Raw genomic sequence first — 22,348 nt, 5'->3', positions numbered from 1 at the left:
TCTGTTTCCTGATCGCGGCCTGCCCGCATTGCCGCGCCGGAGCGGCCCGCTTACCATGCCAGCATATCCGCCGCCATCCGGAGTTTTTTCGTGGATCCGCAACCCATTTCCCTGGAAGTCTTGCGAGAGAAATACGCCAAACATGGCGAATGCTGCGCCGAAGAGATTTTTGCGCGGGTGGCACATGCCCTCGCCGCCCCGGAAAGAGTGCCAGACGAATGGCGCCCCAGGTTCCTGTCCGCGCTCCGCTCGGGCTTCATCCCCGCCGGCCGGATCATGTCCGCCGCCGGTACCGGCATGCAGGCCACCCTCATCAACTGCTTCGTCCAGCCGGTAGGCGACTCGGTGTCGGAACCAGTCGACGGCAAACCGGGCATCTACACCGCCCTGGCGGAAGCCGCCGAAACCATGCGGCGCGGCGGCGGCGTAGGCTACGACTTCTCGGCCATCCGGCCCAAAGGAGCGCGTGTCCACACCACCGAATCGCGGGCCTCCGGGCCGGTGTCCTACATGCGTGTTTTCGACCGCTCCTGCGAAACGGTGGAATCCGCCGGCTCCCGCCGCGGCGCGCAGATGGGAATACTGCGCTGCGAGCACCCGGACATCTTCGAGTTCGTCCGGGCCAAGGACCGGCCGGGTGAGCTGACCAACTTCAACCTCTCGGTCGCGCTGAGCGATGACTTCATGCAGGCCGTGGAAACCAATGGCTCGTGGGAGCTGACGCACCGCGCCGAGCCCTCCCCCGAACAGCAGTGCGAGGGCGCCCACCTGCGCCAAGACGGGCTGTGGGTCTACCGCAGCGTTCCGGCGCGGGAGCTGTGGGACCTCATCATGCGCTCCACCTACGACCATGCCGAACCCGGCGTGCTGTTCATCGACCGGATGAACCGGGAAAACAACCTGAGCTATTGCGAACGCATCGAAGCCACCAATCCTTGCGTCACGGCCGACACCTGGGTGATGACCGCCAACGGTGCGCGGCAGGTGCGCGACCTCATCGATCAGCCTTTCGAGGCTGTCGTCGACGGTCAATGCTATCCGACCGAATCGCGGGGCTTCTTCTGCACGGGCAAAAAACCGGTACTGCGCTTGAGTACTGCTGAAGGGCATAGCCTCCGCCTGACCGCCAACCACCCCGTGCTGCGAATCGCGAAGATGACTCGCTATGTGCGCGAAACGGAATGGGTGAAGGCCGGAGAACTCCGCCCCCATGACCAAATCGTGCTGCACGACCATCGCGCTCTATCCACTTGGGATGGCGCGCACACCGAAGCGGAAGGCTACCGGATCGGATTGCTGCTCGGCGGCGGCACGCTCACACAGGACAAAGCCGTTTTGAGCATCCGGGACGCGACCGCATCGAAGGTCGCCAATGGCGGCCGGAGCGTCCCCGCCGCCGCCGATGTCATGCGCGCAGCGGAACTAGCCGCATGCACACGGCCCCACCATGCCGACTTCAACGGCTGGCAATCGACCATAGAGGGACGCAGTGAATACCGCATGGCGACCGGCGCCCTGCGGACGCTGGCGCTGGAACTGGGGCTGACACCCGGCAACAAGCGCTGCACCGCCGCGATGGAAACCACATCGTCCGCCTTCTATCGCGGCATGCTGCGCGGCCTGTTCGATGCCGCCGGCTCGGTGCAGGGCTCGCAACAAAAAGGTATCAGCATCCGTTTGACACAGACCGATCTCGGCAACCTGCAGACCGTGCAACGCATGCTGCTGCGCCTCGGCATCGCTTCCACGATCCATCGGAATCGCCGTCCCGGCGGGATGAAGGCGCTGCCGGACGGCAAAGGCGCTGCGAACGAATATGCCAGCCAGGCGCGGCACGAACTCATCATCAGCGGCGAGAACATCGTGCGTTATTCCGAACTGATCGGATTCGCAGACAGTGACAAGATGGATCGGCTGACCGCCTTGATGCAGCGCTACCCACGCCAGCCGAATACGGAACATTTCATCGCCACCGTGCAGTCACTGCGAAACGATGGCATGGAAGCAGTCTACGACGTCACCGTGGCTGATGTGCATGCCTTATAATTGATACCCCATAGCTGTGCTCAATATAAGCATGCGACTCTTCTTTTATGTAGTCACAGTATCCATATCCGCCTGACCGATATTCATCCATTATTTTTTTCCACCTGTCCTCTCCTATATAGCGACATATTTCATAAGCATGCTCTACCCAGCGACCATGGATCGTCGCTACGATAATTCCACACGGCGACAAATATCGACTTAAATAAAGTAGCGAGCGCTTAATAGTCTCTCGTCGCATATGGGTAAATAACGATCCAACCCATATCACATCAAATGTACAAGGGAAAACCACGTTTTCAAGTTTCGGCAATGATGGAATAGGCATTGCTCCAAAAGTTTTTTCGCAAAACCTAACACCATCCACATCAAGGTCACAAGCATATATCGTGGCTTCAGGGAAAAATTTTGTGATGTGCCTCAAGACTCGACCGTGGCCGCAAGGTAAGTCGAGAACCCGTTCTACACATGAAAGCCGAGACGCCAGCGCAGCAAGTGCAATATTATCTATTGCACTCTCCCCCACACTAAAGTACCATTCATTAAACATAGCATCGTTGGGAGATATGTTGTCATCGATTCTTGATGAACGATAATTCCTGTAACATTGACTGATATATTCAAGACTAGTCATAATATCATATTCCGTACTGATATATTTATATGGATGATATTTCCAGACGCTGCCGAAAAGGGGATCGGGAAAGTAGTATCCCCCCCTAAAAAAATAGAGCTGTTTCCAAATTAAAGGCAACTGATCATAAAGGCTCGGCGGGCTCTAAACTAAAGCGCAATACCGAACGAATTGTGGAGAGATCCTCCCGTTCGCCCCGATCCCGTTCAGCTTGGCGCACCCACCTCCGCAATGTCTCTTCAGTGCAGCCGATCTTGCTGGCAATGGAGCTAATCGCCGCCCACTGCGGCTCCGAGTCCCCTGGGTAATCGTTTATTCCCCTGGGAATGCGGGCGTCCCACTTGCTGATAAAGCGGCCAAGATAGCCGCGATCCCAGCAAAAAAGTGGGGGTGTGAACGGTTACGAAACAACTCCATTGAGTTCTTGATGCAATTTACAGATAGAAGCTTGCCCAGGCGACCATTATTCCAACCAAAATCCCTGTAATGATCTCAAATGTCGTATGTCCCATCCGCTCTCGCAGCAAGTCGGTGTCTTTATCAAATCCCACGAGACGGTTAATTACCGTTGCATGTTTGCCGACTTGGCGACGCAAATTGTTGGCATCCATGATTACGACGAAAGCGATAGTGACTGCGGCCCCAAAGGCTGGATGGCTCATACCTTCTCGAAAAGCTATGAGCGCGGCCGTGCTGCTGACTATGGCGCTGTGATTGCTGGGCAGGCCGCCGTAACCGATCTGACTGAATGCCAGACGGCGGGCGCGGCAACTGTTGATGATGAATTTCAAGGTTCCGGCGGTGAGCCAAGCCAGAAAAGGGGTGATAGCGTAGGCGACGTCCATAGAATCATACAATTGTCGGCCAAAGCGCCCAGATACAAGCGCCGATCCAGAGCACCACCGTCAGAGCGAGCTGCCAGTCGCTGAGCAGGGCGTCCGTGGGGGACTCTCCTCCGTCCAGCACTTCGATCACATACCAGTAGCGGAACAACCCGAACAGCACGAAAGGTATGGTGACCACCATCCCGGGCTTGGCCGATATCACGAACAAACTGTAGAACACGAGTGCGCCGGTCGCCGCCATTTCGGCGTAACGGTCCACCAGCGCCACGCTATAGCGCTCAAGCACTCTGCGCCCTTCCGTGCCGCTGAAGGCGAGCTCCTGCCTCCGTTTGACGGCAGCGAGATAGAGGGCCAGACACAGGGTCGTGACGAACATCCAGGGGGAAACCGGAACGGCGAGGGCCTGGGCGCCGGCATAGACGCGCAGCACAAAGCCGATGGCAATCGTGAAAATGTCGATCACCGGCTGATGCTTGAGCACGAGCGTGTAAAGAAGATTCAGCGCGAGATACGCCGCGATGACCTGCACCACGCCTGGCGCCACGAAATACGCCCAGATCAGCGTACTGTAGAGACCGGCGAGCAGCAGCCCCGCCTGAGGCGGCGAAACGATGCCCGCGGCCAGGGGGCGGGTCCTGGATTTGGTGGGATGCCGGCGGTCACGCTCGATGTCGTGGAGGTCATTGACGATATAGGTGGCCGAAGCGGCGAGGCTGAACAGCAATGCAGCGAGCAGCGACTGACCGATGGCGGACGGGTTTAGAAACTCGCCGGAAAATATCAGGGGGGCCAGAACGAAGGCGTTCTTGACCCACTGGCGGGACCGCAGCAGCATGAGCAGCCCGACGAGACTGGATTTACCCGTGTTGCACACCGTGGCAGAATTGGAGGTCGTCACAGCCCTTCCCCTTGACGGACACCTGAAGAACCCTCCCTCACCCCAACCCTCTCCCAGAGGGAGAGGGGGTCAAAAGCTTTATGGTTTCGGTTGCATACTGCGCTTCGAGTAACTGGCATATACAGGAATAGGAAATTGGATGAAGGGTATGAAGACGGCGCTATGGTATTCACTTTTCGCGCTCATCGCCACCGCGGCCAATATCGGCAGCCAGGATGCCGCCGAACGGCTCTATCGGCTCTTCTGCGATCCGGGCCAGCTTCACTGCTTTGCGGGTCTGGGTATTCATAGTGTGACGGCCTCCGTATGGGTGGGTACGGCGGTCGGATTGGTGGTCAAATACGTGCTCGACAAGAAATACATCTTCCGTTTCAAGGTGAAGGGACTGGGGCACGACAGCCGCACCTTTGCCTTGTATACGCTGATGGGGCTGGTGACGACCGGGGTTTTCTGGGGATTCGAGTTTGGGTTCGATTACCTGTTCCAAACCAGGACGCTGCGCTACGCAGGCGGGGTCATCGGCCTCGCCCTGGGCTATTGGATGAAATACCACATGGACAAACGTTTCGTGTTCCGGCAGGGGGCTAAATGCGGCTGACGGGATGGGGACGGAAACCCGTCGTCGAGGCCGAAGTGTTCGCGCCTTACTCGATCCCGGACCTTCGGTCGCGGTTTCCGCGCGCTCGATTCCGCGGCATCCCGCGTGGCAACGGGCGCAGCTACGGGGACAGCGCCCTGGCGCCGCAGGTGTTGAGCAGCCGCCGGCTGGACCGGTTCCTGGCATTCGATGCGGAAGCCGGGGTGCTGCGGTGCGAAGCCGGCGTGCTGCTGGCGGACATCCTCGAGGTGTTCGTGCCGCGCGGCTGGTTTCCGCACGCAACGCCCGGTACCCGGCTGATCACCGTCGGCGGGGCCATCGCCAGTGACGTGCATGGCAAGAGCCATCACCTCGAAGGCTGTTTCAGCCGGCATGTGGAGCGCTTTTCGCTCATGCTGGCCGACGGCCGGGTGGTCGAGTGCTCGAGGACGCAGCATGCGGATCTGTTCCGGGCCACCTGCGGCGGCATGGGTCTGACCGGTTTCATCCTGGAAGCCTCGCTCCGGCTCAAGTCCATCGAGAGCGCCTATCTGCGGGAAACCACCTTCAAGGCCGAAAATCTCGATCACGCCTTATCCCTGTTTTCCGAGCATGCCGGCGCCCCCTACTCGGTCGCTTGGATCGACTGCCTCGCCACCGGTCCGAGGCTGGGCCGCTCGCTCCTCATGACCGGCGATTTCATCGACGACGGCCGCCTGCAGGGGACCGTAAAAAAGCCGCTTTCGGTTCCCGTCGATGTACCGGGCTTTGTTTTGAACCGCTACAGCGTGGCCGCGTTCAATGCGCTGTATTACCACCGGGTGAGAACGGCGCGGCGCGAGCGCATCGTGCATTTCGAGCCGTTCTTCTATCCGCTGGACGGCATAGGCCACTGGAACCGGATTTACGGCAAGTCGGGTTTCACCCAGTACCAGTTCGTGATCCCGAAGGCGTCGGGGGCGGCTGGCATCACGGCGGTCCTGCGGCGGATCGCGGCTTCCAGGAGAGGCTCGTTCCTGGCGGTGCTGAAGGCCTTCGGCCCGGCCAACGACAATCCTCTGTCCTTTCCCATGGAAGGCTACACCCTGGCCCTGGATTTCAAGTTGGAGCCGGGCCTGTTGCCGTTTCTCGAGGAACTGGACCGCGTCGTTCTGGAGCACGGCGGGCGCTTGTACCTGACCAAGGACGCGCGCATGAGCGGAGCCACCTTCCGCGCCGGTTATCCGGGTTGGGAGGAATTCCAGGACGTGCGCCGGAAATACGGAGCGGACGCAGTGTTCCGCTCGTTGCAATCGGAACGTTTGGGACTTTGAGCATGCAAAAAATATTGATCGTCGGCGCCACTTCCGCCATCGCCCAAGCCACCGCACGGCGCTTCGCCCGGCGCGGCGACCGGCTCTACCTGCTGGGCCGCGATCCGGACAGGCTGGATGCGCTGGCCCAGGACCTGCGCATCCGGGGCGCCGGGCCGGTGGGCTGGGCATGCTTTCAGGCGGAAGACTTCGCCACCCATCCCGCCTTGCTCGACCAGGCATACGAGACCCTCGGCGGCATCGACGTGGCCCTGATCGCCCACGGCACCCTGCCCGACCAGCGGGCTTGCGAGCAAAGTTTCGAGGCGGCGCTGCGGGAACTCAACGTCAATGCCATCGGCACGGTTTCCCTGCTGACCCATCTCGCCAACCGGATGGAGAACCAGGGGAGCGGAACACTGGCCGTCATCAGTTCGCCCGCGGGCGACCGCGGCAGGCAGAGCAATTACGTGTACGGCGCGGCCAAGGCCATGGTCACGGTGTTCTGCCAGGGGCTGCGCAACCGGCTGTTCCGCAGCGGCGTACACGTCCTCACCATCAAACCCGGTTTCGTCGACACGCCGATGACCGCGGCCTTCGACAAGGGCATGCTGTGGGCGCAGCCAGACCAGATCGCAGCAGGCATCGAAAGGGCCATCGACAAGGGCAGCGATTCGGTTTACCTGCCGGGGTTCTGGGCGTTCGTCATGCTGGCGATCAAACACATCCCGGAGGGAGTCTTCAAGCGCCTGAAACTTTGATCCCGACGGCGGAACATGCCGTTGGAGCGCTGCGCTTACCCGGAAAGGCAAGCACTGTAAGTCACGGTCCCGTTTTCCTCCACCACGGAGATATCGTCCTTGACCGACAGGCCGGTGACACCGTCGGAGTAATAGTCTCCGCTTTCAGACGCGGTAACCTTGGGTAGCGAAACCGATCTATCGCCCAGGTCCACGACCGCCGTGGCGCGGTCCTGCTGAAACCACACCCGGAACTTCCGGCCGCCGTCGCAGTAACAACGGACATAACGGTCGGACCGTATTTCGTACTGCTCCATGCCAACGCAACCGGAAACCAGAACGCCGATCGCCGCACCGACTACCCAGCGCATAATATCTCTGGAATTCACGAAAACGTTTCCTCCTTTCCTTATCAAGTCCTGGGGCCGTGAAACCCCACCCGCAAGCACTCATTTCTGCTCCGGTAAGTCGTCCTGCTCGATCGTCTCCCTGAAGCGGCACAGGCCGCGGTAGACCATGTAGCCGACCCAGGGCACACTGAGGCCGGTCATGAATTCCACGTTCACGAAATAGAGGCCGGCGGCTTTCAAGCCCTTGAACAGTTCGTTGGCCAGCGACACGCCGTAGTAGGTGATAGCGACCGCCGACAGCCCTTCGACGGTCTGCTGCAGGCGCAGTTGCAGCTTGGCGCGGCGGTTCATGGACTGCAGCAGGGATTGGTTCTGCTGGGCCAGCTTGACGTCGATGCGGGTGGTCAGCAACTGGTTGGCATTGGCGATGCGGCGGGAAAGCTGCTCCAGGCCGTGAGCGACCGCGTTGCAGGTCTGCATGGCGGGCGATAGACGCCGCGTCAGGTATTCGGTGAAGGTCGGGAAGCCGGGGATGCGTTCTTCGCGCAGTTGCTCGAGCCGGGTATTGACGATCGCGTGATAGGCACGGGAGGCGTCGAATCTCGAATAGCTCGCCGATAGCAGGTTCTCGACTTTCGCGGCCAGTTCGGTCAATTCGGCCTGGATTGCTTCGTCGGTCTCGCCGCCGCCCCGCGCCAGCCCCGCGGTGAGATGCAGGAGGTCACGGTCGGCGGTGCGCAGTTGCGGAATCAGCTTGCGCGCTTCCGGAAACGCCATGAGCGCGAGCATCCGATAGGTCTCGATCTCCAGCAGGCGCTGCACGGTCCGGCCCGCCTGCCCCGGCGAAAGCGACTCGTCGACGACCAGGAAGCGACTGTAGCCGTCCGCATGGATGCGGAAATCGGTATAGGCACGGCCGGCGCCCCCGGCGATTTTGGCCGCGATCACCCGGTTTCCCTCGAAAACGCGGCTCAAGTCCTCTTCGGTCCGGAAACGGCTTTCCTCTTCCTTGGGTATCAGTTCGACATGCGCCGCGACCAGCAAAGTGCCCGGCAATTGGTTGAGCCAGTCGTGCGGCAAGGCGTTGCACAGAGCGTTCTCGAACGCACCGATGCCTTCCGTCCGGCCACCCTCACCACAGACGACGCGCCGGCCGAACCAATAGCGGGTGAATTCCTGGTGACGTTCGATCTGGACCCGCACCTCGCCGTTGTCGAAATAGATCCGTCCCCCCGACTCCGGCGCGGCAATCCTCCAGGCGCGGCAGAGTCTTGCGATATGCGCATGCTCGTTGGCCCGGTCTTCGGGCGTCACCAGCATGATCAGCTGCGACACCTGTTCCGGAGCGAACAGATTTTCGTAAGCCCGCGCGTGAACTTCGTCGTTCAGCTCCCGGCGGTCCGCATGACTGTGAGTCGGTAGCATAAGCCTCAATTCTTGATTGTGTTGTTCGAATTCCGCGGTCGAGCCGGCATCAGGGAGTGACCCTGACCGCCAGCCCGCGTTCCCGGATTGCAGCGCCGAATGCTTCCAACGCCTCCGCCGGCAATCGCGCCAGCCGCACCGATTCCGGCTGCAAGGAGGGCCGCGCCAGGCCGTACAGCAAGACGCCATGCACAGGGATCTCATCGCAAACCAGAGCGGACAGGAAGGCCAGATAGGCCTCTTGTTCGGGACCGGAAGGCGGCGCACCGTCCATCGCAAACATGCAGGTCTGGAGCCAAGTCGGGCAAAGCTTCGCGCAGGCCTCGATACGGCGCCTGACGGTTTGCGGCTTGAGATGGGCATTGTTGATCCGGCGGATGCCCTCCGCGGTGGCGCTGTCCAGCTTGAACCAGACTTCGCCGCCCAGGGCCGCCCATTGCTTCAGGCCCTGCTGGACGGGCAAGCGCTCGATGCCACTGCCGTTGGTGATGAGAACGAACCCGGTCCGTCCGGGCAGACCGAACCGCCCTGCCACTCTTCCGATCGCTTCGATGACCTGCTCGAACTCCACCGCACCGGTCGGCTCGCCGTTGCCGGAAATGGCGATGTCACGAATCCGCCGTTGGTCGTCCGGTACGCCGTAACGCTCGAAAAAATCCCCTTCGAGCACATCGGCCAGAAAACCCTCCAGCTCTCCTGCGAGCAGAGCGACATCGACGGCCGGCGCACCGCCACGGCGCAGGCCGGGTACTTGGCAGTAGATGCAGCGCCAATTGCAGGCATTGTTCGGGTTGAGATTGATGCCGAGCGACAGACCACCGGATCGCCGGGACAAGACCGGATAGACATAGCGCAGGCCGGCGCTGTCGCGGCTGTGATCGGAGACGGAAAGTCGATGGGATGCGGACACGCTCGAAGATACCCGGCTGGTTCCGGTCAGAACCCTTGAAACAAAAATTCCACCGCCTGGGTAATTTCCATGCGGCAGGCGGATAGCGACGTCACCGTCACTTTCAGGATTCGCACGGGGACGGTGGCGGGCTTGGGCGTTTCCAGAATGCATTGGTCGCCCTCGACCGTCACTATCGGGATCAGATTGGCCGGAACGATGGATGCCGGAAAACGGCTGCGTCGGCGCAACGGAACCACGACGTGAGTGTCCGGCCCGCTCAACACCTCGGTTTGCACATCGAGCAAATGGGCACATCGGCGGGTTGCGAACCGCTGTTGCGATAAACGTCAAAACGCGCCATTTCAGAACATCCGCCACGGTTCCAGCGGCAATCCTTCCTGCTCCACCAAACGGTTATAGTCTGTAGGCTGCGACAAACCCGGCTTGCCCACTTTACCAGCGACGCTCCCGTTCGGCACGCACCAGATCACGCAAAAATCGCTAGAGGCCGCACGCTGCGGCGTTTCCACGACGGAAGTTCGGCCATCACCGGCACGATGTAGGCGATAGGATTGCCGTTACGCAAGACCTGTACCGATTCTCCCGCCTCAACGAGGTCGAAATACTGCTTGGCATGATTGCGAACCTCGGTTAACGTGGCTTGTTTCACGGCAACCTCCTCCAGAGGTACAAAATGGCATCATTATAAGTGTACATTCGCGGAAACCGCCAAGCACTCGCTTCTGCCGCAATATTTGAGATGGCTGCCACAGCCGCTGCTGCAGTCGCTGGCGCCGAAACCCGGCGCGACGACGATGCCTTCGGTCGTCTGGTTCACCACGCATTCGCCGTCCTCGAACAAACGAACGCCCACCACTTCGGCAGATTCGACCTCCAGCAGGTAGTCGATATGCCAGCGCAGTTTCTTGTCCCGGCTCAAGTGACGATCAATGCGCGCCGCCAGGTTGCGGCAGGCGCTGCCGGTATAGACGTAGCGGCCGGCCGGAAACAGGAATTCGCCCAGCCGGCCGACGATGATCCGCGCATCGGCCGTCAGCACGATGTCGAGCTGGTAGACCGTCGCCGCTTGCATGTCAATGGGCCTCATCCCAGTTGTCGCCGGTGCCGATGTCGACCACCAGCGGCACCGCGAGTTCGGCGGCGCGGCTCATGTGCTCACGCACGGTGGCGGTGGCTTCGGGCACGAAATCCTCGGCCACCTCGAACACCAGCTCGTCATGCACCTGCATGATCATCCGCAGCGGAGCCCGGCTGGCTTCGATCCAGGCGTCCACGGCGATCATCGCGCGCTTGATGATGTCGGCGGCCGTTCCCTGCATGGGCGCGTTGATCGCCGTACGCTCCGCATACTGGCGGCGCTGGCCGTTACGGGACTGGATGTCCGGCACGTGGAGGCGGCGGCCGAACAGGGTTTCGACATAGCCCAACTCGCGCGCGGATTCGCGGGTACGGTCCATGTAGGCGCGCACGCCGGGATAGCGGGCGAAGTATAGGTCGATGTAGCCTTGCGCCAGCTTCTGCTGGATGCCGAGCTGCTTGGCCAGTCCGAAGGCGGACATGCCATAGATCAGCCCGAAGTTGATGGCCTTGGCGGAACGACGCTGGTTGCTCGTCACCTCTTCCAGCGGCACGCCGAACACCTCGGCGGCGGTGGCACGGTGGACGTCGGCATCCTCGGCGAAGGCGGCGAGCAGGTTCGCATCGCCCGACAGATGCGCCATGATCCGCAGCTCGATCTGCGAGTAGTCCGCCGCCAGCAGCTTGTGGCCGGGTGGCGCGATGAAGGCCTGGCGGATGCGGCGGCCTTCCTCGGTCCGCACCGGGATGTTCTGCAGATTGGGATCGGACGAAGACAGCCGCCCGGTCGCCGCCACCGCCTGGTGATAGGAAGTGTGGACCCGGCCACTAACGGGGTTCACCTGCTGCGGCAGCTTGTCGGTGTAAGTGGACTTGAGCTTGGACAGCGAGCGGTATTCCAGGATCAACCGCGGCAGCTCGAAGGTCTCGGCCAGATCCTGCAGCACCGACTCGTCGGTGGAAGGCTGGCCGGTCGGCGTCTTCTTGATGACCGGCAGTCCCAGCTTGTCGTACAGGATGGTCTGGATCTGCTTGGGCGAGCCGAGATTGAAGGTCTCACCGGCCACGGCCCGGGCCTCGGCCTCGACCTCCGCCATGCGCAGTTCCAGCTCGCGGCTCTGTTCCGCCAGCTTGTACACGTCCACCAGCACGCCGGCGCGCTCGATGCGCGACAGCACCGGCACCAGCGGAATCTCGATGGTTTCGTACACCGCCCGCAACGAAGGTATGCTTTTGAGCTGGGGCCACAGCACCTGATGCAGGCATAGCGTGATGTCGGCATCCTCGGCGGCATAGCGGCAAGCATCCTCGACCGAAACTTGGGCGAACGGGATCTGCTTGGCACCCTTGCCGGCGACATCCTCGTAATGGAGGGTCTTGCGGTCCAGATAGCGCTCGGCCAGCGAGTCCATGTCGTGCCGGGTGGCTGTGCTGTTCAGCACGTAGGACTCGAGCATGGTGTCGTGGCGAATGCCGCGCAGCATGATGCCATGATTGAGCAACACGTTGGCATCGTACTTGAGGTGTTGACCCAGTTTGGCCTTGCCCGGGTCCTCCAACAGCGGCCGCAGGCGCTCCAGTACCGTGGCCCGGTCGAGCTGGGGGGGTGCGCCGGGGTAGTCGTGCGCCAGCGGCACGTAGGCCGCTTCGCCCGGCTCGACCGCAAAGGACAGACCGACGACCTCGGCGCGCATGTAGTCCAGGCTGCTGGTCTCGGTATCGAAGGCGAACAGCTCGGCCGCTTCGAGTTTCTCCAGCCAGCGGTCCAATGCGACCGAGTCCATGACCGCCTGGTAGCGTGTTTGGACTTTCGGCGCCGCGGCGACGGCAGGAGCGGCCTTCAGATCGTCCGCTTCGGCATCCAGTTGCCGGAGCAAGGTCTTGAATTCCAGCCGGGTATACAGCTCGCGCAAAGCGGCCTTGTCCGGCGGCCGCCGCTCCAGGGATTCCGGCGCCAGCGGCAGCGGGATATCGCAACGGATGGTGGCCAGTTCGCGCGAGAGCGGGATCAGCTCCAGGCTGGCGCGGAGGTTCTCGCCGATCTTGCCGCCGATTTCTCCGGCCCGCGCGATCAGTGCATCGAGCGAACCGTATTCGGCCAGCCATTTCGCGGCGGTCTTGGGCCCGACCTTGGGCACGCCGGGAATGTTGTCCGAAGTGTCTCCGACCAGGGCGAGATAATCGACTATGCGCTCGGGCGGGACGCCGAACTTGGCGATCACGCCCTTGACGTCGAGCCGGCTATCGAACATGGTGTTTTCCAGGGTCACCCGGTCACACACCAGTTGCGCCATGTCCTTGTCGCCGGTGGAAATCACCACCCGGAAGCCCCGCTCCACCGCCTGCCTCGCCAGGGTGCCGATGACATCGTCCGCCTCCACCCCCGGCTCGATCAGCATCGGCAGGCCCATCGCCCGCACCGCCTGGTGCAGCGGCTCGATTTGGCTCCTCAGGTCGTCGGGCATGGGCGGGCGGTGCGCCTTGTAATGCTCGAACAGTTCGTCGCGGAAATTGCGGCCGGGGGCGTCGAACACCACGGCAATGTGGGCGCCGTCGTAGGACTGCAGCAGTTTGCGCAGCATGTTGATGACGCCGTAGACGGCCCCGGTCGGCTCGCCGCGGGAGTTGGTCAAAGGCGGCAGGGCGAAGAAGGCGCGGTACAGAAAGGAGGAGCCGTCGACGAGGACGAGGAGCGGAGAGGTGTCGGACACGGGCATGCTCGAGGGAAGTCGCAGAGCCTCAAGATATACGATCTTAGCCGGCAGGCGAAGCCTCGAAGCCACATTGACACGTCATCCGCGATCGGCCGGTGCTACACTGGGCCGACGTCAATCAGCGCTCTAGCCAACCCCTGCCGCATTCCCCGACATCCATCTTCAGGAGTACCCATGTCCCGTATCGGCATCATCCTCGCTCTGGTCGTATGCGGCATCCTTCCGCCCGGTCATGCTTCCGAGGACAAAAAAATGCTCGTGCCGAACGGCACGGACGAAGACTATGCCCGGTCGCGGCGGCGCCTGATCGAAACCAATCTGCCACTGACACCCGAGGAGGCCGCCCGGTTTTGGCCCATCTATGACCAATACTGGAAAGAACTCTCGGCACTGACGGCACAGCGGGAGGCCTATTACGTCGAACTGGGCAGCAACTTCGACTCGATGACGGATGAACTTGCGAAAACAATCGTGTTGGGGCACATCAGCCTCGAAGAAGACCGTTACCGCCTGCTAAGAGCGTTTTTCCCGAAATTTGCAACAGCGATCTCGGACAAGAAGGCAGCCCGTTATTACCAGATTGAAGCCAAGATCCAGGCGGCGGTCAATGCCGAAATCGCCGAACGCATTCCCCTGATCAAGTAAACCTCGTGCGGAACCATCTGATGTCGTCCATCGGAGCCGCCGGACTCGCGTTGACCGCCACTCTGGCAGCGGGATGTGTCGCTTCCGGAAACCCGCCTCCCAAAGCGCAGACCGGCGCGGTGACCGTGGCCACGGCAGCCCCCGGGGCCAAGACAGTGACCGGGTCCGCTGCCGATCCGACCTTCGCGCCTTCGTGGCAGGCATTCCGTGCCTTCGCCAAGCAACGCGTGGCGGTGATGGAAGCCCACCTGCGAAACGCCGACCCGGGAACGAAAACACGGCAAGGGAATACCGCTCCTGCCGATGCCGAAGCGCCAGCGGCTTTTGCCCACCCTCCCTCTTACGAACCCTTCGAGACTTACGGCAGCCAACGCGCTGAAGTAGTAACCGAAGCGTTTTTCAAAGGCCGCTACAACCGCTCCCGCGCCCGGTTGCCCGAAAACGTCGAGAAATGGCGCTCGCAAGCCGACATTGGCAACCCCGGCCCGGACTTGGCCAACTTCCCCAACAGCGCATTCACCCTTCCGGCCGGGCGCGCCTATGTGGAATTCGTGCCGTTCACCTATTACGGCACTTCCCAGTCGAGCCCGGCGCAGTACAACACAGAATTCCTGCTGCGCTACGGCCTGACCGACGACATCGAGCTGCGTCTGTTCGGCAATGGCGTCGCCTGGCAGGGCGGCAGTAATGCCGCCTGGGGCTTTGCACCCATCGCTTTCGACACCAAGATCAATGTCTGGCTGGAAAAGCCGGAGTATTTCCTGCCGGCTCTGGGGGTCGAAGCCTACCTCCAGACCCAGTGGCTGGGCTCTGCACCTTTCGATTCGGGCACCCAGCCTTCGATCAGCTTCAATTTCGACCAGTCGCTGCCGTTCGACATCGACCTCGAATACAACCTGGGTGTGACGCGCACCCAACAAACACCGGGGCAGAACGAATGGGAATTCGTATTCCAGTGGGCCTTGCAGCGTGACCTCTTCGACAAGGATTTCGCCGCCTTCATCCATGGCTACTACAATGCCATGACCCTGCCGCGGCTCCCCGACGTCCAGGCTCCCGTGGCCGACGATCTGACCCAGGATGCCGTCGGTGCCGGCCTGATCTGGACGGTCAACAGCCGTTGTGCGATGTGGGCGCAGAGTGCCGCCGGCACCACGCGGAACTCCCCTTCCCTGATCAGCTCGATAGGACTCGCCCTCGCCTTCTGACGCCTAAAGCCGGGCCACGCCGCCGTTTCGACCCGCTCTCGCCCTGCTGTCAGTCTCCTGCATCGCGGCCTCTGTATTGGACAGAATGGCGGGGCAGCACGGCGTTCAATTCCGGCAGCCAGCCCTCCAGCGCGGCGAACTTCGACCGGACCCTGCCGGTCAAAAAATACAACATCGGCACTACTCGCTGGATTCCCGGCCTGCTCTGCACGGTCGGTGTCGACGTCGCATTGTGAAACCCGGCGCCGAGGCCGACCGGCGGGACCAACGCGCGCCTTGCCCCGACTCGGGTCGAAATGACAGAATAGCCGGTCAGATCGCAGCAAAGCGGTGAACCCTTCGTGCAGACCGGGGCGCCCCACGGCCTGCGCTTTTGTTGAGTCCCTAGGAAAACCATAACCATGAACGAATTCTGGATCGCCCCCTCGATTCTCTCCGCCGACTTCGCCCGCCTCGGCGAGGAAGTGGACAACGTCCTCAAGTCGGGCGCCGACATCGTCCATTTCGACGTGATGGACAACCACTACGTCCCGAACCTGACCATCGGACCGCTGGTGTGCGAGGCACTGCGCAAGCACGGTGTGACCGCGCCGATTGATGTCCACCTGATGGTCAAGCCGGTGGACCGCATCATTCCCGATTTCGCCAAAGCCGGGGCCAGCTACATCACTTTCCATCCGGAAGCCTCCGAGCACATCGACCGCAGCCTGCAGCTCGTCAAGGACTCAGGCTGCAAGACCGGACTCGTGTTCAACCCGGCGACGCCGCTCAATTATCTGGACCATGTCATGGATAAGCTGGATATGATCCTGCTGATGTCGGTCAACCCCGGGTTCGGCGGCCAATCCTTCATCCCCTACGTGCTGGATAAAGTCCGCGAATGCCGCCGCCGCATCGACGCCAGCGGCCGCAACATCCGCCTGGAGATCGACGGCGGCGTCAACGCCAAGAACATCCGCGAGATCGCCGCGGCGGGCTGCGACACCTTCGTGGCCGGTTCGGCGGTATTCGGTGCGGGTAAACCTGAAGACCCGAACCGTTACGACTCCATCATCCGCGCCCTGCGCGACGAACTGGCCCAGGCCCGCGCATGATCGGATTCCGACCCGAGCTGGTCGCCTTCGACCTCGACGGCACCCTGGTCGACAGCGCGCCCGACCTGGCCTGGGCGGTGGACGCCATGCTGGAGTCGCTGGGCCGTGCCCCGGTCGGACTGGAGCGGGCGCGGGGCTGGATCGGCAACGGTGCGGACATGCTGATCAAGCGGGCCATGACGGGAGAGATGTGGCCGGAATCGGAACCCGAGGATTTCCGGGAAGGCATGCGCCTGTTCCTGGAATTTCACGAGGCGCATCTGTGCGAACGGGGCGGCCTGTTTCCGGGCGTGCTGGAAGGCCTCCGCGACCTGAAGGCCGCAGACTATGCCACGGCGGTCATCACCAACAAGCTGGCCCGCTTCGCCGAACCGCTGCTGGAACGGCTCGGGGTGACCGAGTACCTCGACTTCATCGGTTCGGGGGACCTGTTCGAGCGTATCAAGCCGGACCCGCTGCCGCTGCTGAAAACGGCGGAGCGGTTCGGGGTCCGCCCCGAGCGCTGCCTGATGGTGGGTGATTCCAGTAACGACGTGCGGGCCGCCCGCGCCGCAGGTTATGCGATACTGTGCGTCCCTTACGGCTACCGGGGGGAAGTCGCCACGCCGGAACAACTGGGGGCGGACGGCATCCTGAACTCCATCGGCGAGCTTCCCGCCCTTTTGAACCGAGCGACATGACGGCCTTATTCGGATTCGATCACCAAGAACGATGGCGCGGCGCGGACTGAGCACAGACGTTTGATCGTCACTGCCGCCGTGCCGTACATCGTTTCGTATCGAACACCGGAGTTCTCATGACCCCCGAACAATTCCAGGCTTATGCTGCGCAAGGCTACAACCGCGTCCCGCTGGCGCGGCGTGTGCTTGCCGACCTCGACACCCCCTTGAGCGCTTATCTCAAGCTCGCTGACGGGCCCTATTCCTTTCTGTTCGAATCGGTCCACGGGGGCGAGCAGTGGGGCCGCTATTCCATCATCGGGCTGCCCTGCCGGACCTGCATCGAAGTACGCGGCCATGAGGTCACCGTATTGAAGGATGGCGCTCGCGCCGAAACCCTGACGGTCGAGAACCCGCTGGCATGGATCGAAGCTTACGGCTCCCGTTTCAAGGTTCCGGACATCGAAGACCTACCCCGCTTCACCGGCGGCCTGGTCGGCTATTTCGGGTACGAAACCATGGCCTATATCGAGCCGCGCCTGGCCAAAACCAAACCGGACCCTATCGGCTCGCCCGACATCCTGTTGATGGTGTCGGAAGAAGTGCTGGTGTTCGACAACCTCACCGGCAAGCTGCTGGTCATCGTCCACGCCGATCCGAACGAGGCCGGCGCCTACGGCAAGGCCCAGGCCCGGCTGGACGAACTGGTGGGTGAACTGCGCAGCCGCCGGATCCCACCCGCGCCGCCGCGCCCGCCGCGCACGGTGGACGAGGCCGATTTCGTCTCCGGCTTCACCCAGGAAGGCTTCGAGGACGCCGTGCGGCGGGTCAAGGAGTACATCGTCGAGGGCGACGTGATGCAGGTGGTGTTGTCGCAGCGGCTGAGCATTCCCTATGCCGCATCGCCCCTGGACCTCTACCGTGCCCTGCGCTGCCTCAACCCCTCGCCTTACATGTACCAGCTCAATCTGGGGGATTTCCACGTGGTCGGCTCCTCGCCGGAAATCCTGGTGCGACTGGAGGACGGCACGGTCACGGTGCGCCCCATCGCCGGCACCCGCCGCCGGGGCCGCAGCCCGGAAGAGGATCAGGCGCTGGAGCGGGAGCTCCTGGCCGATCCCAAGGAACTCGCCGAGCATCTGATGCTGATCGACCTGGGCCGCAATGACGCCGGCCGGATTTCCGAGACCGGCAGTGTGCGGCTCACCGAGAAGATGGTGGTCGAGCGCTATTCCCATGTCATGCACATTGTTTCCAATGTGACCGGTAAACTCCAGGCCGGCAAGGACGCCTACGACGTACTGGCGGCGACCTTCCCCGCCGGCACCGTCAGCGGCGCGCCGAAGATCCGGGCCATGGAGATCATCGCCGAGCTGGAGCCGGTCAAGCGGGGGGTCTATTCCGGCGCGGTGGGGTATATCGGCTGGTCCGGCAACATGGACACGGCGATTGCCATCCGCACCGCCGTCATCAAGGACGGCCAGCTCCACATCCAGGCCGGCGCCGGCATCGTCTACGACTCGGTACCGCGCAGTGAATGGGAGGAAACGATGAACAAGGGCCGGGCCATTTTCCGGGCAGTCGCCATGGCCGAAGCCGGCCTCGAAGGAGGCGAGAACCTATGAGCACCCGCGTCCTGATGATCGACAATTATGATTCGTTCACCTACAACCTGGTGCAGTATCTGGCCGAACTGGGCGCGGACGTCCAGGTGGTGCGGAACGACCAGATCACGGTGGAAGAAATCGAGCGCATACACCCGGACAAGATCGTGATTTCGCCTGGCCCCTGCACGCCGAAGGAAGCCGGCATCTCGGTGGAGACGATCCACCGCTATGCCGGACGCTATCCCATCCTCGGGGTCTGCCTCGGCCACCAGAGCATCGGCCATGCCTTCGGCGGCAACATCGTCCACGCCAAGCGCATCATGCACGGCAAGGTGTCGATGGTGCGCCACCGCGACGTCGGCGTATTCCGCGGTCTGAGCAACCCGTTTCAAGCCACCCGCTACCATTCGCTGGTGATCGAACAGAGCACCCTGCCCGACTGCCTGGAAGTTACCGCCTGGACGGAGGACGATGACGGCGGCATCGAGGAAATCATGGGTGTGCGCCACAAAACTCTGGATGTCGAAGGCGTCCAGTTCCATCCCGAATCGATCATGACCGAGCAGGGCCACGACCTGCTCCGCAACTTCCTGCACCGGTAACAGCCCATGGAAATCCCCGAAATCCTGGAAACCCTGCTGGCCGGCAAGGACTTGAGCCCCAGCGCCATGCGCGAGACCATGCGCAAGATCATGAGCGGCGGCGCCACGCCGGCCCAGATCGGCGCCTTCCTGATCGCCCTGCGCTGCAAGGGCGAAACCGTCGACGAAGTGGCCGCTGCGGCCCAGGTGCTGCGGGAAATGGCGACCAAAGTGCCGGTATCGGGCCCCCATCTGCTCGACACCTGTGGCACCGGCGGCGATGCCAGCAAGACCTTCAACATCTCCACCACCGCGGCCTTCGTAGTAGCGGCGGCTGGCGGACGGGTCGCCAAGCACGGCAGCCGTTCGGTGTCCGGGCGCTCGGGCAGCGCCGACGTGCTGGAAGCCGCCGGCATCAACATCGAACTCACCCCGGATCAGGTCAAGACCTGCATCGAAACGCTCGGGGTCGGCTTTTTGTTCGCCCAGCGCCACCACGGCGCGATGAAATACGCCATCGGGCCGCGCCGGGAACTCGGCGTCCGTACCCTGTTCAATCTCCTGGGCCCCCTGACCAACCCCGCCGGCGCGCCCAACCAGCTGGTCGGGGTCTACACCGACCAGTGGGTGGAAGGTCTGGCGCGGGTGCTGCAGCAATTGGGCAGCTCGCACGTCCTGGTCGTGCATGCCGAGGACGGCCTGGACGAGATCAGCATCGCTGCGCCCACCCATGTCGCCGAGCTGAAAAACGGCCTGATCACGAACTATTACGTCCAGCCGGAACAGTTCGGCTTCAAGCGCGCCGCCTTGAGCGAACTCGCCATCGACACCGTCGCCGCCAGCCTGAAGATGATGCGGAGCGTGCTGGACAACGTGCCCGGCCCCGCCCGCGATATCGTCGCCTTGAACGCCGGCGCGGCCATCTATGCCGCCGATCTGACCGACTCGCTGGAAGCCGGCGTCCGCCGCGCCGAAGCCGTCATCGCCGACGGCTCGGCCCGTGCCAAGCTCGAAGCGCTGGCCGCCCTTTCCCGCCGATTCGCCACTGTCTCGACACCATGAGCGACACCCCCGATATCCTGAAAAAGATCCTGGCCCGCAAGGCCGAGGAAATCGCCGACCGCACAAAAGCGCTGCCGCTGTCCGAGGTGCGCGAACGGGCAGAGCAGGCTGATCCGGCACGCGGCTTCGTCCGCTCGCTCCGGGCCAAGATCGAAGCCGGCCAGGCCGGGGTGATCGCCGAAATCAAGAAGGCTTCCCCCAGCAAAGGCGTGATGCGGGAAGATTTCCAGCCTCAAGCCATCGCCCGGAGCTACGCCGAGGGTGGCGCGGCCTGCCTGTCGGTACTGACCGACCGGGACTTCTTCCAGGGCAGTGAGGACTACCTGCAGCAGGCCCGCGCCGCCTGCGCGCTGCCGGTGCTGCGCAAAGACTTTACCATCGAGCCTTACCAAGTGTATGAGGGGCGGGCGATCGGCGCGGACTGCATCCTGCTCATCGCCGCCGCCCTGGACGATCCGCAGATGCGCGATCTGGCCCAGCTTGCCACCTCGCTCGGCATGGACGTGCTGGTGGAAGTGCACGACCGCGCCGAACTGGATCGATCATTGCCTTTGGAACTCCCGCTGGTCGGCATCAACAACCGTAACCTGCGCAACTTCGACGTCAGCCTCCGGACCACCCTGGACCTGCTGCCGCTGATCCCGAAAGACCGCACAGTGGTCACCGAAAGCGGCATCCTGGCGCCGCCAGACGTCGCCCTGATGCGTAGTCAAGGGGTCCACGCTTTCCTGGTCGGCGAAGCCTTCATGCGCGCGCCCGAGCCCGGCGTCGAGCTGCAGCGGCTGTTCGCTTAGACACCTCTCACTCCGATCTTTCCGGCCATCGAAGAGGGCTCACCATGCATGTCACCGTTTCGGAAATCCTCAAACGCTTCCAGCCGGAAGGGCTGATCACCAAGTGCATCGGCCCCGACGCCACCATTACCCAGGTCGCGCCGATTGAGGACTGCGGGCCCGGCGACCTGGTGTTCATCGACAAACCCAAATACATGGGCGACGTGCTCCAACGCAAACCGGCGGCCGTCCTCACCACACCGACCCTCGCCGCCGAATTCGGCGAATCGCCGGCATTGGCCGTGCTGGTCGCGCCCAACGTCCGCCTCGCCATCGCGCTGATCAAGCAGGTCTACGCCGACCGCGACGTGCGCGACACCGAATGGCCGCGCATCCACCCGTCTTGCGTGATCCACGACAGCGTGGAAGTGCCTGACGACGCCATCATCGGTCCGGGCGTGGTGATCGGCGCCGACGTAGTACTGGGCCGCGGCGTGGTGCTGATGGCCAACGTGGTGATCGAGCGCGGCGCCCGGATCGGCGCGGAAACCGTGCTGCATCCCGGCGTCACCGTCTGCATCGACTGCGAGATCGGCGCCTGCTGTATCCTCAAACCCGGCTGCGTCATCGGCTCGGAAGGCTTCGGCTTCGCCCAGGATGCCCGGCGCCGCAATTACCGCATTCCGCACACCGGCAAGGTCATCATTGAAGACCACGTGGTGATCGGCGCCAACACCACCATCGACCGCGCCACCTATGGCGCGACCCGCGTCCGCAGCGGCACCATCATCGACGCACTGGTGCACCTCGGCCACAACGTCGAGATCGGGGAGGACTGCATCCTCTGTGCCCACACCGGGCTGTCCGGCTCCACCCGCTTCGGCAAGCGCGTTATCGCCACCGGCCAGACCGGCACCATCGACCACATCACCGTCGCCGACGACAGCGTGCTGCTGCACCGTGCCGGCCTCAACACCAGCATCAAGCAGCCGGGCATGTACGCCGGCGGCCCCGCCCAGCCCTTGCAGCAATACCTCAAGAACATGGCGGTGATGCCGCGCCTGCACGAAATCTGGACCCGGCTGAAGAAGCTGGAAAAAGCCGTCGCCGAGCTCGGCTCAGCCAAATAAAGTCTCCCCGCCGCAAGGCGACGGGGATTCCCTACCGATCAGGGCATGAATCGGACCAGCACCAGCTAGGCTGCTTAC

The 22,348-nt window shown here is 62.6% G+C and carries 23 protein-coding genes; 13 read left to right on the top strand and 10 right to left on the bottom strand.

Annotated elements, in window-relative coordinates:
- Positions 1-90: 90 nt before the first annotated feature.
- On the top strand, positions 91-2,046 hold the full coding sequence (locus N4J17_RS07215; RefSeq protein ID WP_277458163.1) for an LAGLIDADG family homing endonuclease: 1,956 nt from the start codon (positions 91-93) through the stop codon (positions 2,044-2,046).
- Here N4J17_RS07215 and N4J17_RS07210 read toward each other — a convergent pair.
- The 3 genes from N4J17_RS07210 to N4J17_RS07195 all read right to left on the bottom strand — a co-directional run bounded on the left by N4J17_RS07210 (position 2,018) and on the right by N4J17_RS07195 (position 4,423).
- Entirely contained in the window at positions 2,018-2,680 is a 663-nt protein-coding gene (locus tag N4J17_RS07210; protein ID WP_198323447.1) for a class I SAM-dependent methyltransferase, read from the bottom strand. The genes N4J17_RS07215 and N4J17_RS07210 overlap by 29 nt on opposite strands.
- Before the next feature lie 434 nt (positions 2,681-3,114).
- Complete coding sequence (locus tag N4J17_RS07200) at positions 3,115-3,525, bottom strand: divergent PAP2 family protein (protein WP_198323448.1); 411 nt, start codon at positions 3,523-3,525, stop codon at positions 3,115-3,117.
- A 4-nt stretch (positions 3,526-3,529) separates the two neighbouring features.
- On the bottom strand, positions 3,530-4,423 hold the full coding sequence (locus N4J17_RS07195; protein ID WP_277458162.1) for a decaprenyl-phosphate phosphoribosyltransferase: 894 nt from the start codon (positions 4,421-4,423) through the stop codon (positions 3,530-3,532).
- Positions 4,424-4,571: 148 nt separating this feature from the next.
- On the opposite strand from N4J17_RS07195, the gene N4J17_RS07190 reads away from it, so the two are divergent.
- From N4J17_RS07190 to N4J17_RS07180, 3 genes are read left to right on the top strand one after another with little or no spacing between them, the layout of a single operon-like run.
- Complete coding sequence (locus N4J17_RS07190; protein ID WP_198323502.1) at positions 4,572-5,021, top strand: GtrA family protein; 450 nt, start codon at positions 4,572-4,574, stop codon at positions 5,019-5,021.
- Positions 5,012-6,313, top strand: a complete 1,302-nt coding sequence (locus N4J17_RS07185) for an FAD-binding protein (protein WP_198323449.1) — start codon at positions 5,012-5,014, stop codon at positions 6,311-6,313. Before N4J17_RS07190 ends, N4J17_RS07185 begins: the two co-directional genes overlap by 10 nt.
- A gap of 2 nt (positions 6,314-6,315) precedes the next feature.
- A complete protein-coding gene (locus N4J17_RS07180) occupies positions 6,316-7,053 on the top strand; it encodes an SDR family oxidoreductase (RefSeq protein ID WP_198323450.1) in 738 nt (245 codons plus the stop codon).
- A gap of 35 nt (positions 7,054-7,088) precedes the next feature.
- Here N4J17_RS07180 and N4J17_RS07175 read toward each other — a convergent pair whose 3' ends face one another.
- The 7 genes from N4J17_RS07175 to polA form a co-directional block, all read right to left on the bottom strand.
- A complete protein-coding gene (locus N4J17_RS07175) occupies positions 7,089-7,421 on the bottom strand; it encodes an MliC family protein (protein ID WP_277458161.1) in 333 nt (110 codons plus the stop codon).
- Positions 7,422-7,481: 60 nt separating this feature from the next.
- Entirely contained in the window at positions 7,482-8,807 is a 1,326-nt protein-coding gene (locus N4J17_RS07170) for a DUF3422 family protein (RefSeq protein WP_198323451.1), read from the bottom strand.
- Between the two features lie 49 nt (positions 8,808-8,856).
- Positions 8,857-9,717, bottom strand: coding sequence for a radical SAM protein (locus N4J17_RS07165; protein ID WP_198323452.1), 861 nt, complete (start codon positions 9,715-9,717; stop codon positions 8,857-8,859).
- Between the two features lie 26 nt (positions 9,718-9,743).
- The gene (locus N4J17_RS07160) at positions 9,744-9,995 is read right to left on the bottom strand and encodes a CcdB family protein (protein ID WP_277458172.1); all 252 of its coding nucleotides are present in this window, start codon (positions 9,993-9,995) and stop codon (positions 9,744-9,746) included.
- Positions 9,996-10,186: 191 nt separating this feature from the next.
- Entirely contained in the window at positions 10,187-10,369 is a 183-nt protein-coding gene (locus tag N4J17_RS07155; protein WP_198323453.1) for a type II toxin-antitoxin system Phd/YefM family antitoxin, read from the bottom strand.
- 33 nt (positions 10,370-10,402) lie between these two features.
- A complete protein-coding gene (locus N4J17_RS07150; RefSeq protein ID WP_338457675.1) occupies positions 10,403-10,792 on the bottom strand; it encodes a GIY-YIG nuclease family protein in 390 nt (129 codons plus the stop codon).
- Position 10,793: 1 nt separating this feature from the next.
- Entirely contained in the window at positions 10,794-13,514 is a 2,721-nt protein-coding gene (gene polA / locus N4J17_RS07145) for a DNA polymerase I (protein ID WP_198323455.1), read from the bottom strand.
- A gap of 171 nt (positions 13,515-13,685) precedes the next feature.
- Here polA and N4J17_RS07140 point away from each other — a divergent pair, with 171 nt between their 5' ends.
- The 9 genes from N4J17_RS07140 (at position 13,686) to lpxD (ending at position 22,270) form a co-directional block, all read left to right on the top strand.
- Positions 13,686-14,156, top strand: a complete 471-nt coding sequence (locus tag N4J17_RS07140) for a hypothetical protein (protein WP_198323456.1) — start codon at positions 13,686-13,688, stop codon at positions 14,154-14,156.
- A gap of 20 nt (positions 14,157-14,176) precedes the next feature.
- Positions 14,177-15,364 carry a transporter gene (locus tag N4J17_RS07135; RefSeq protein WP_232470570.1) on the top strand — a complete coding sequence of 396 codons (1,188 nt, stop codon included), beginning with the start codon at positions 14,177-14,179 and terminating at the stop codon, positions 15,362-15,364.
- Between the two features lie 401 nt (positions 15,365-15,765).
- Positions 15,766-16,458, top strand: coding sequence for a ribulose-phosphate 3-epimerase (rpe, locus tag N4J17_RS07130; RefSeq protein ID WP_198323457.1), 693 nt, complete (start codon positions 15,766-15,768; stop codon positions 16,456-16,458).
- Entirely contained in the window at positions 16,455-17,138 is a 684-nt protein-coding gene (locus N4J17_RS07125; RefSeq protein WP_198323458.1) for a phosphoglycolate phosphatase, read from the top strand. The genes rpe and N4J17_RS07125 overlap by 4 nt, the downstream gene beginning before the upstream one ends.
- 116 nt (positions 17,139-17,254) lie before the next feature.
- Positions 17,255-18,742 carry an anthranilate synthase component I gene (gene trpE, locus N4J17_RS07120; RefSeq protein ID WP_198323459.1) on the top strand — a complete coding sequence of 496 codons (1,488 nt, stop codon included), beginning with the start codon at positions 17,255-17,257 and terminating at the stop codon, positions 18,740-18,742.
- Positions 18,739-19,326 (top strand): anthranilate synthase component II, encoded by a 588-nt coding sequence (locus N4J17_RS07115; RefSeq protein WP_198323460.1) that lies wholly within the window; start codon positions 18,739-18,741, stop codon positions 19,324-19,326. Before trpE ends, N4J17_RS07115 begins: the two co-directional genes overlap by 4 nt.
- A 6-nt stretch (positions 19,327-19,332) precedes the next feature.
- Positions 19,333-20,367, top strand: a complete 1,035-nt coding sequence (trpD, locus tag N4J17_RS07110) for an anthranilate phosphoribosyltransferase (RefSeq protein WP_198323461.1) — start codon at positions 19,333-19,335, stop codon at positions 20,365-20,367.
- Entirely contained in the window at positions 20,364-21,161 is a 798-nt protein-coding gene (gene trpC / locus N4J17_RS07105; protein WP_198323462.1) for an indole-3-glycerol phosphate synthase TrpC, read from the top strand. The genes trpD and trpC overlap by 4 nt, the downstream gene beginning before the upstream one ends.
- A 44-nt stretch (positions 21,162-21,205) precedes the next feature.
- Positions 21,206-22,270 (top strand): UDP-3-O-(3-hydroxymyristoyl)glucosamine N-acyltransferase, encoded by a 1,065-nt coding sequence (gene lpxD / locus N4J17_RS07100; protein ID WP_198323463.1) that lies wholly within the window; start codon positions 21,206-21,208, stop codon positions 22,268-22,270.
- The last annotated feature ends 78 nt before the right edge of the window (positions 22,271-22,348 follow it).

Source organism: Methylococcus capsulatus (assembly GCF_036864975.1).
Taxonomy (GTDB): domain Bacteria; phylum Pseudomonadota; class Gammaproteobacteria; order Methylococcales; family Methylococcaceae; genus Methylococcus.
This window is presented reverse-complemented; position numbering and strand designations above follow the sequence as displayed.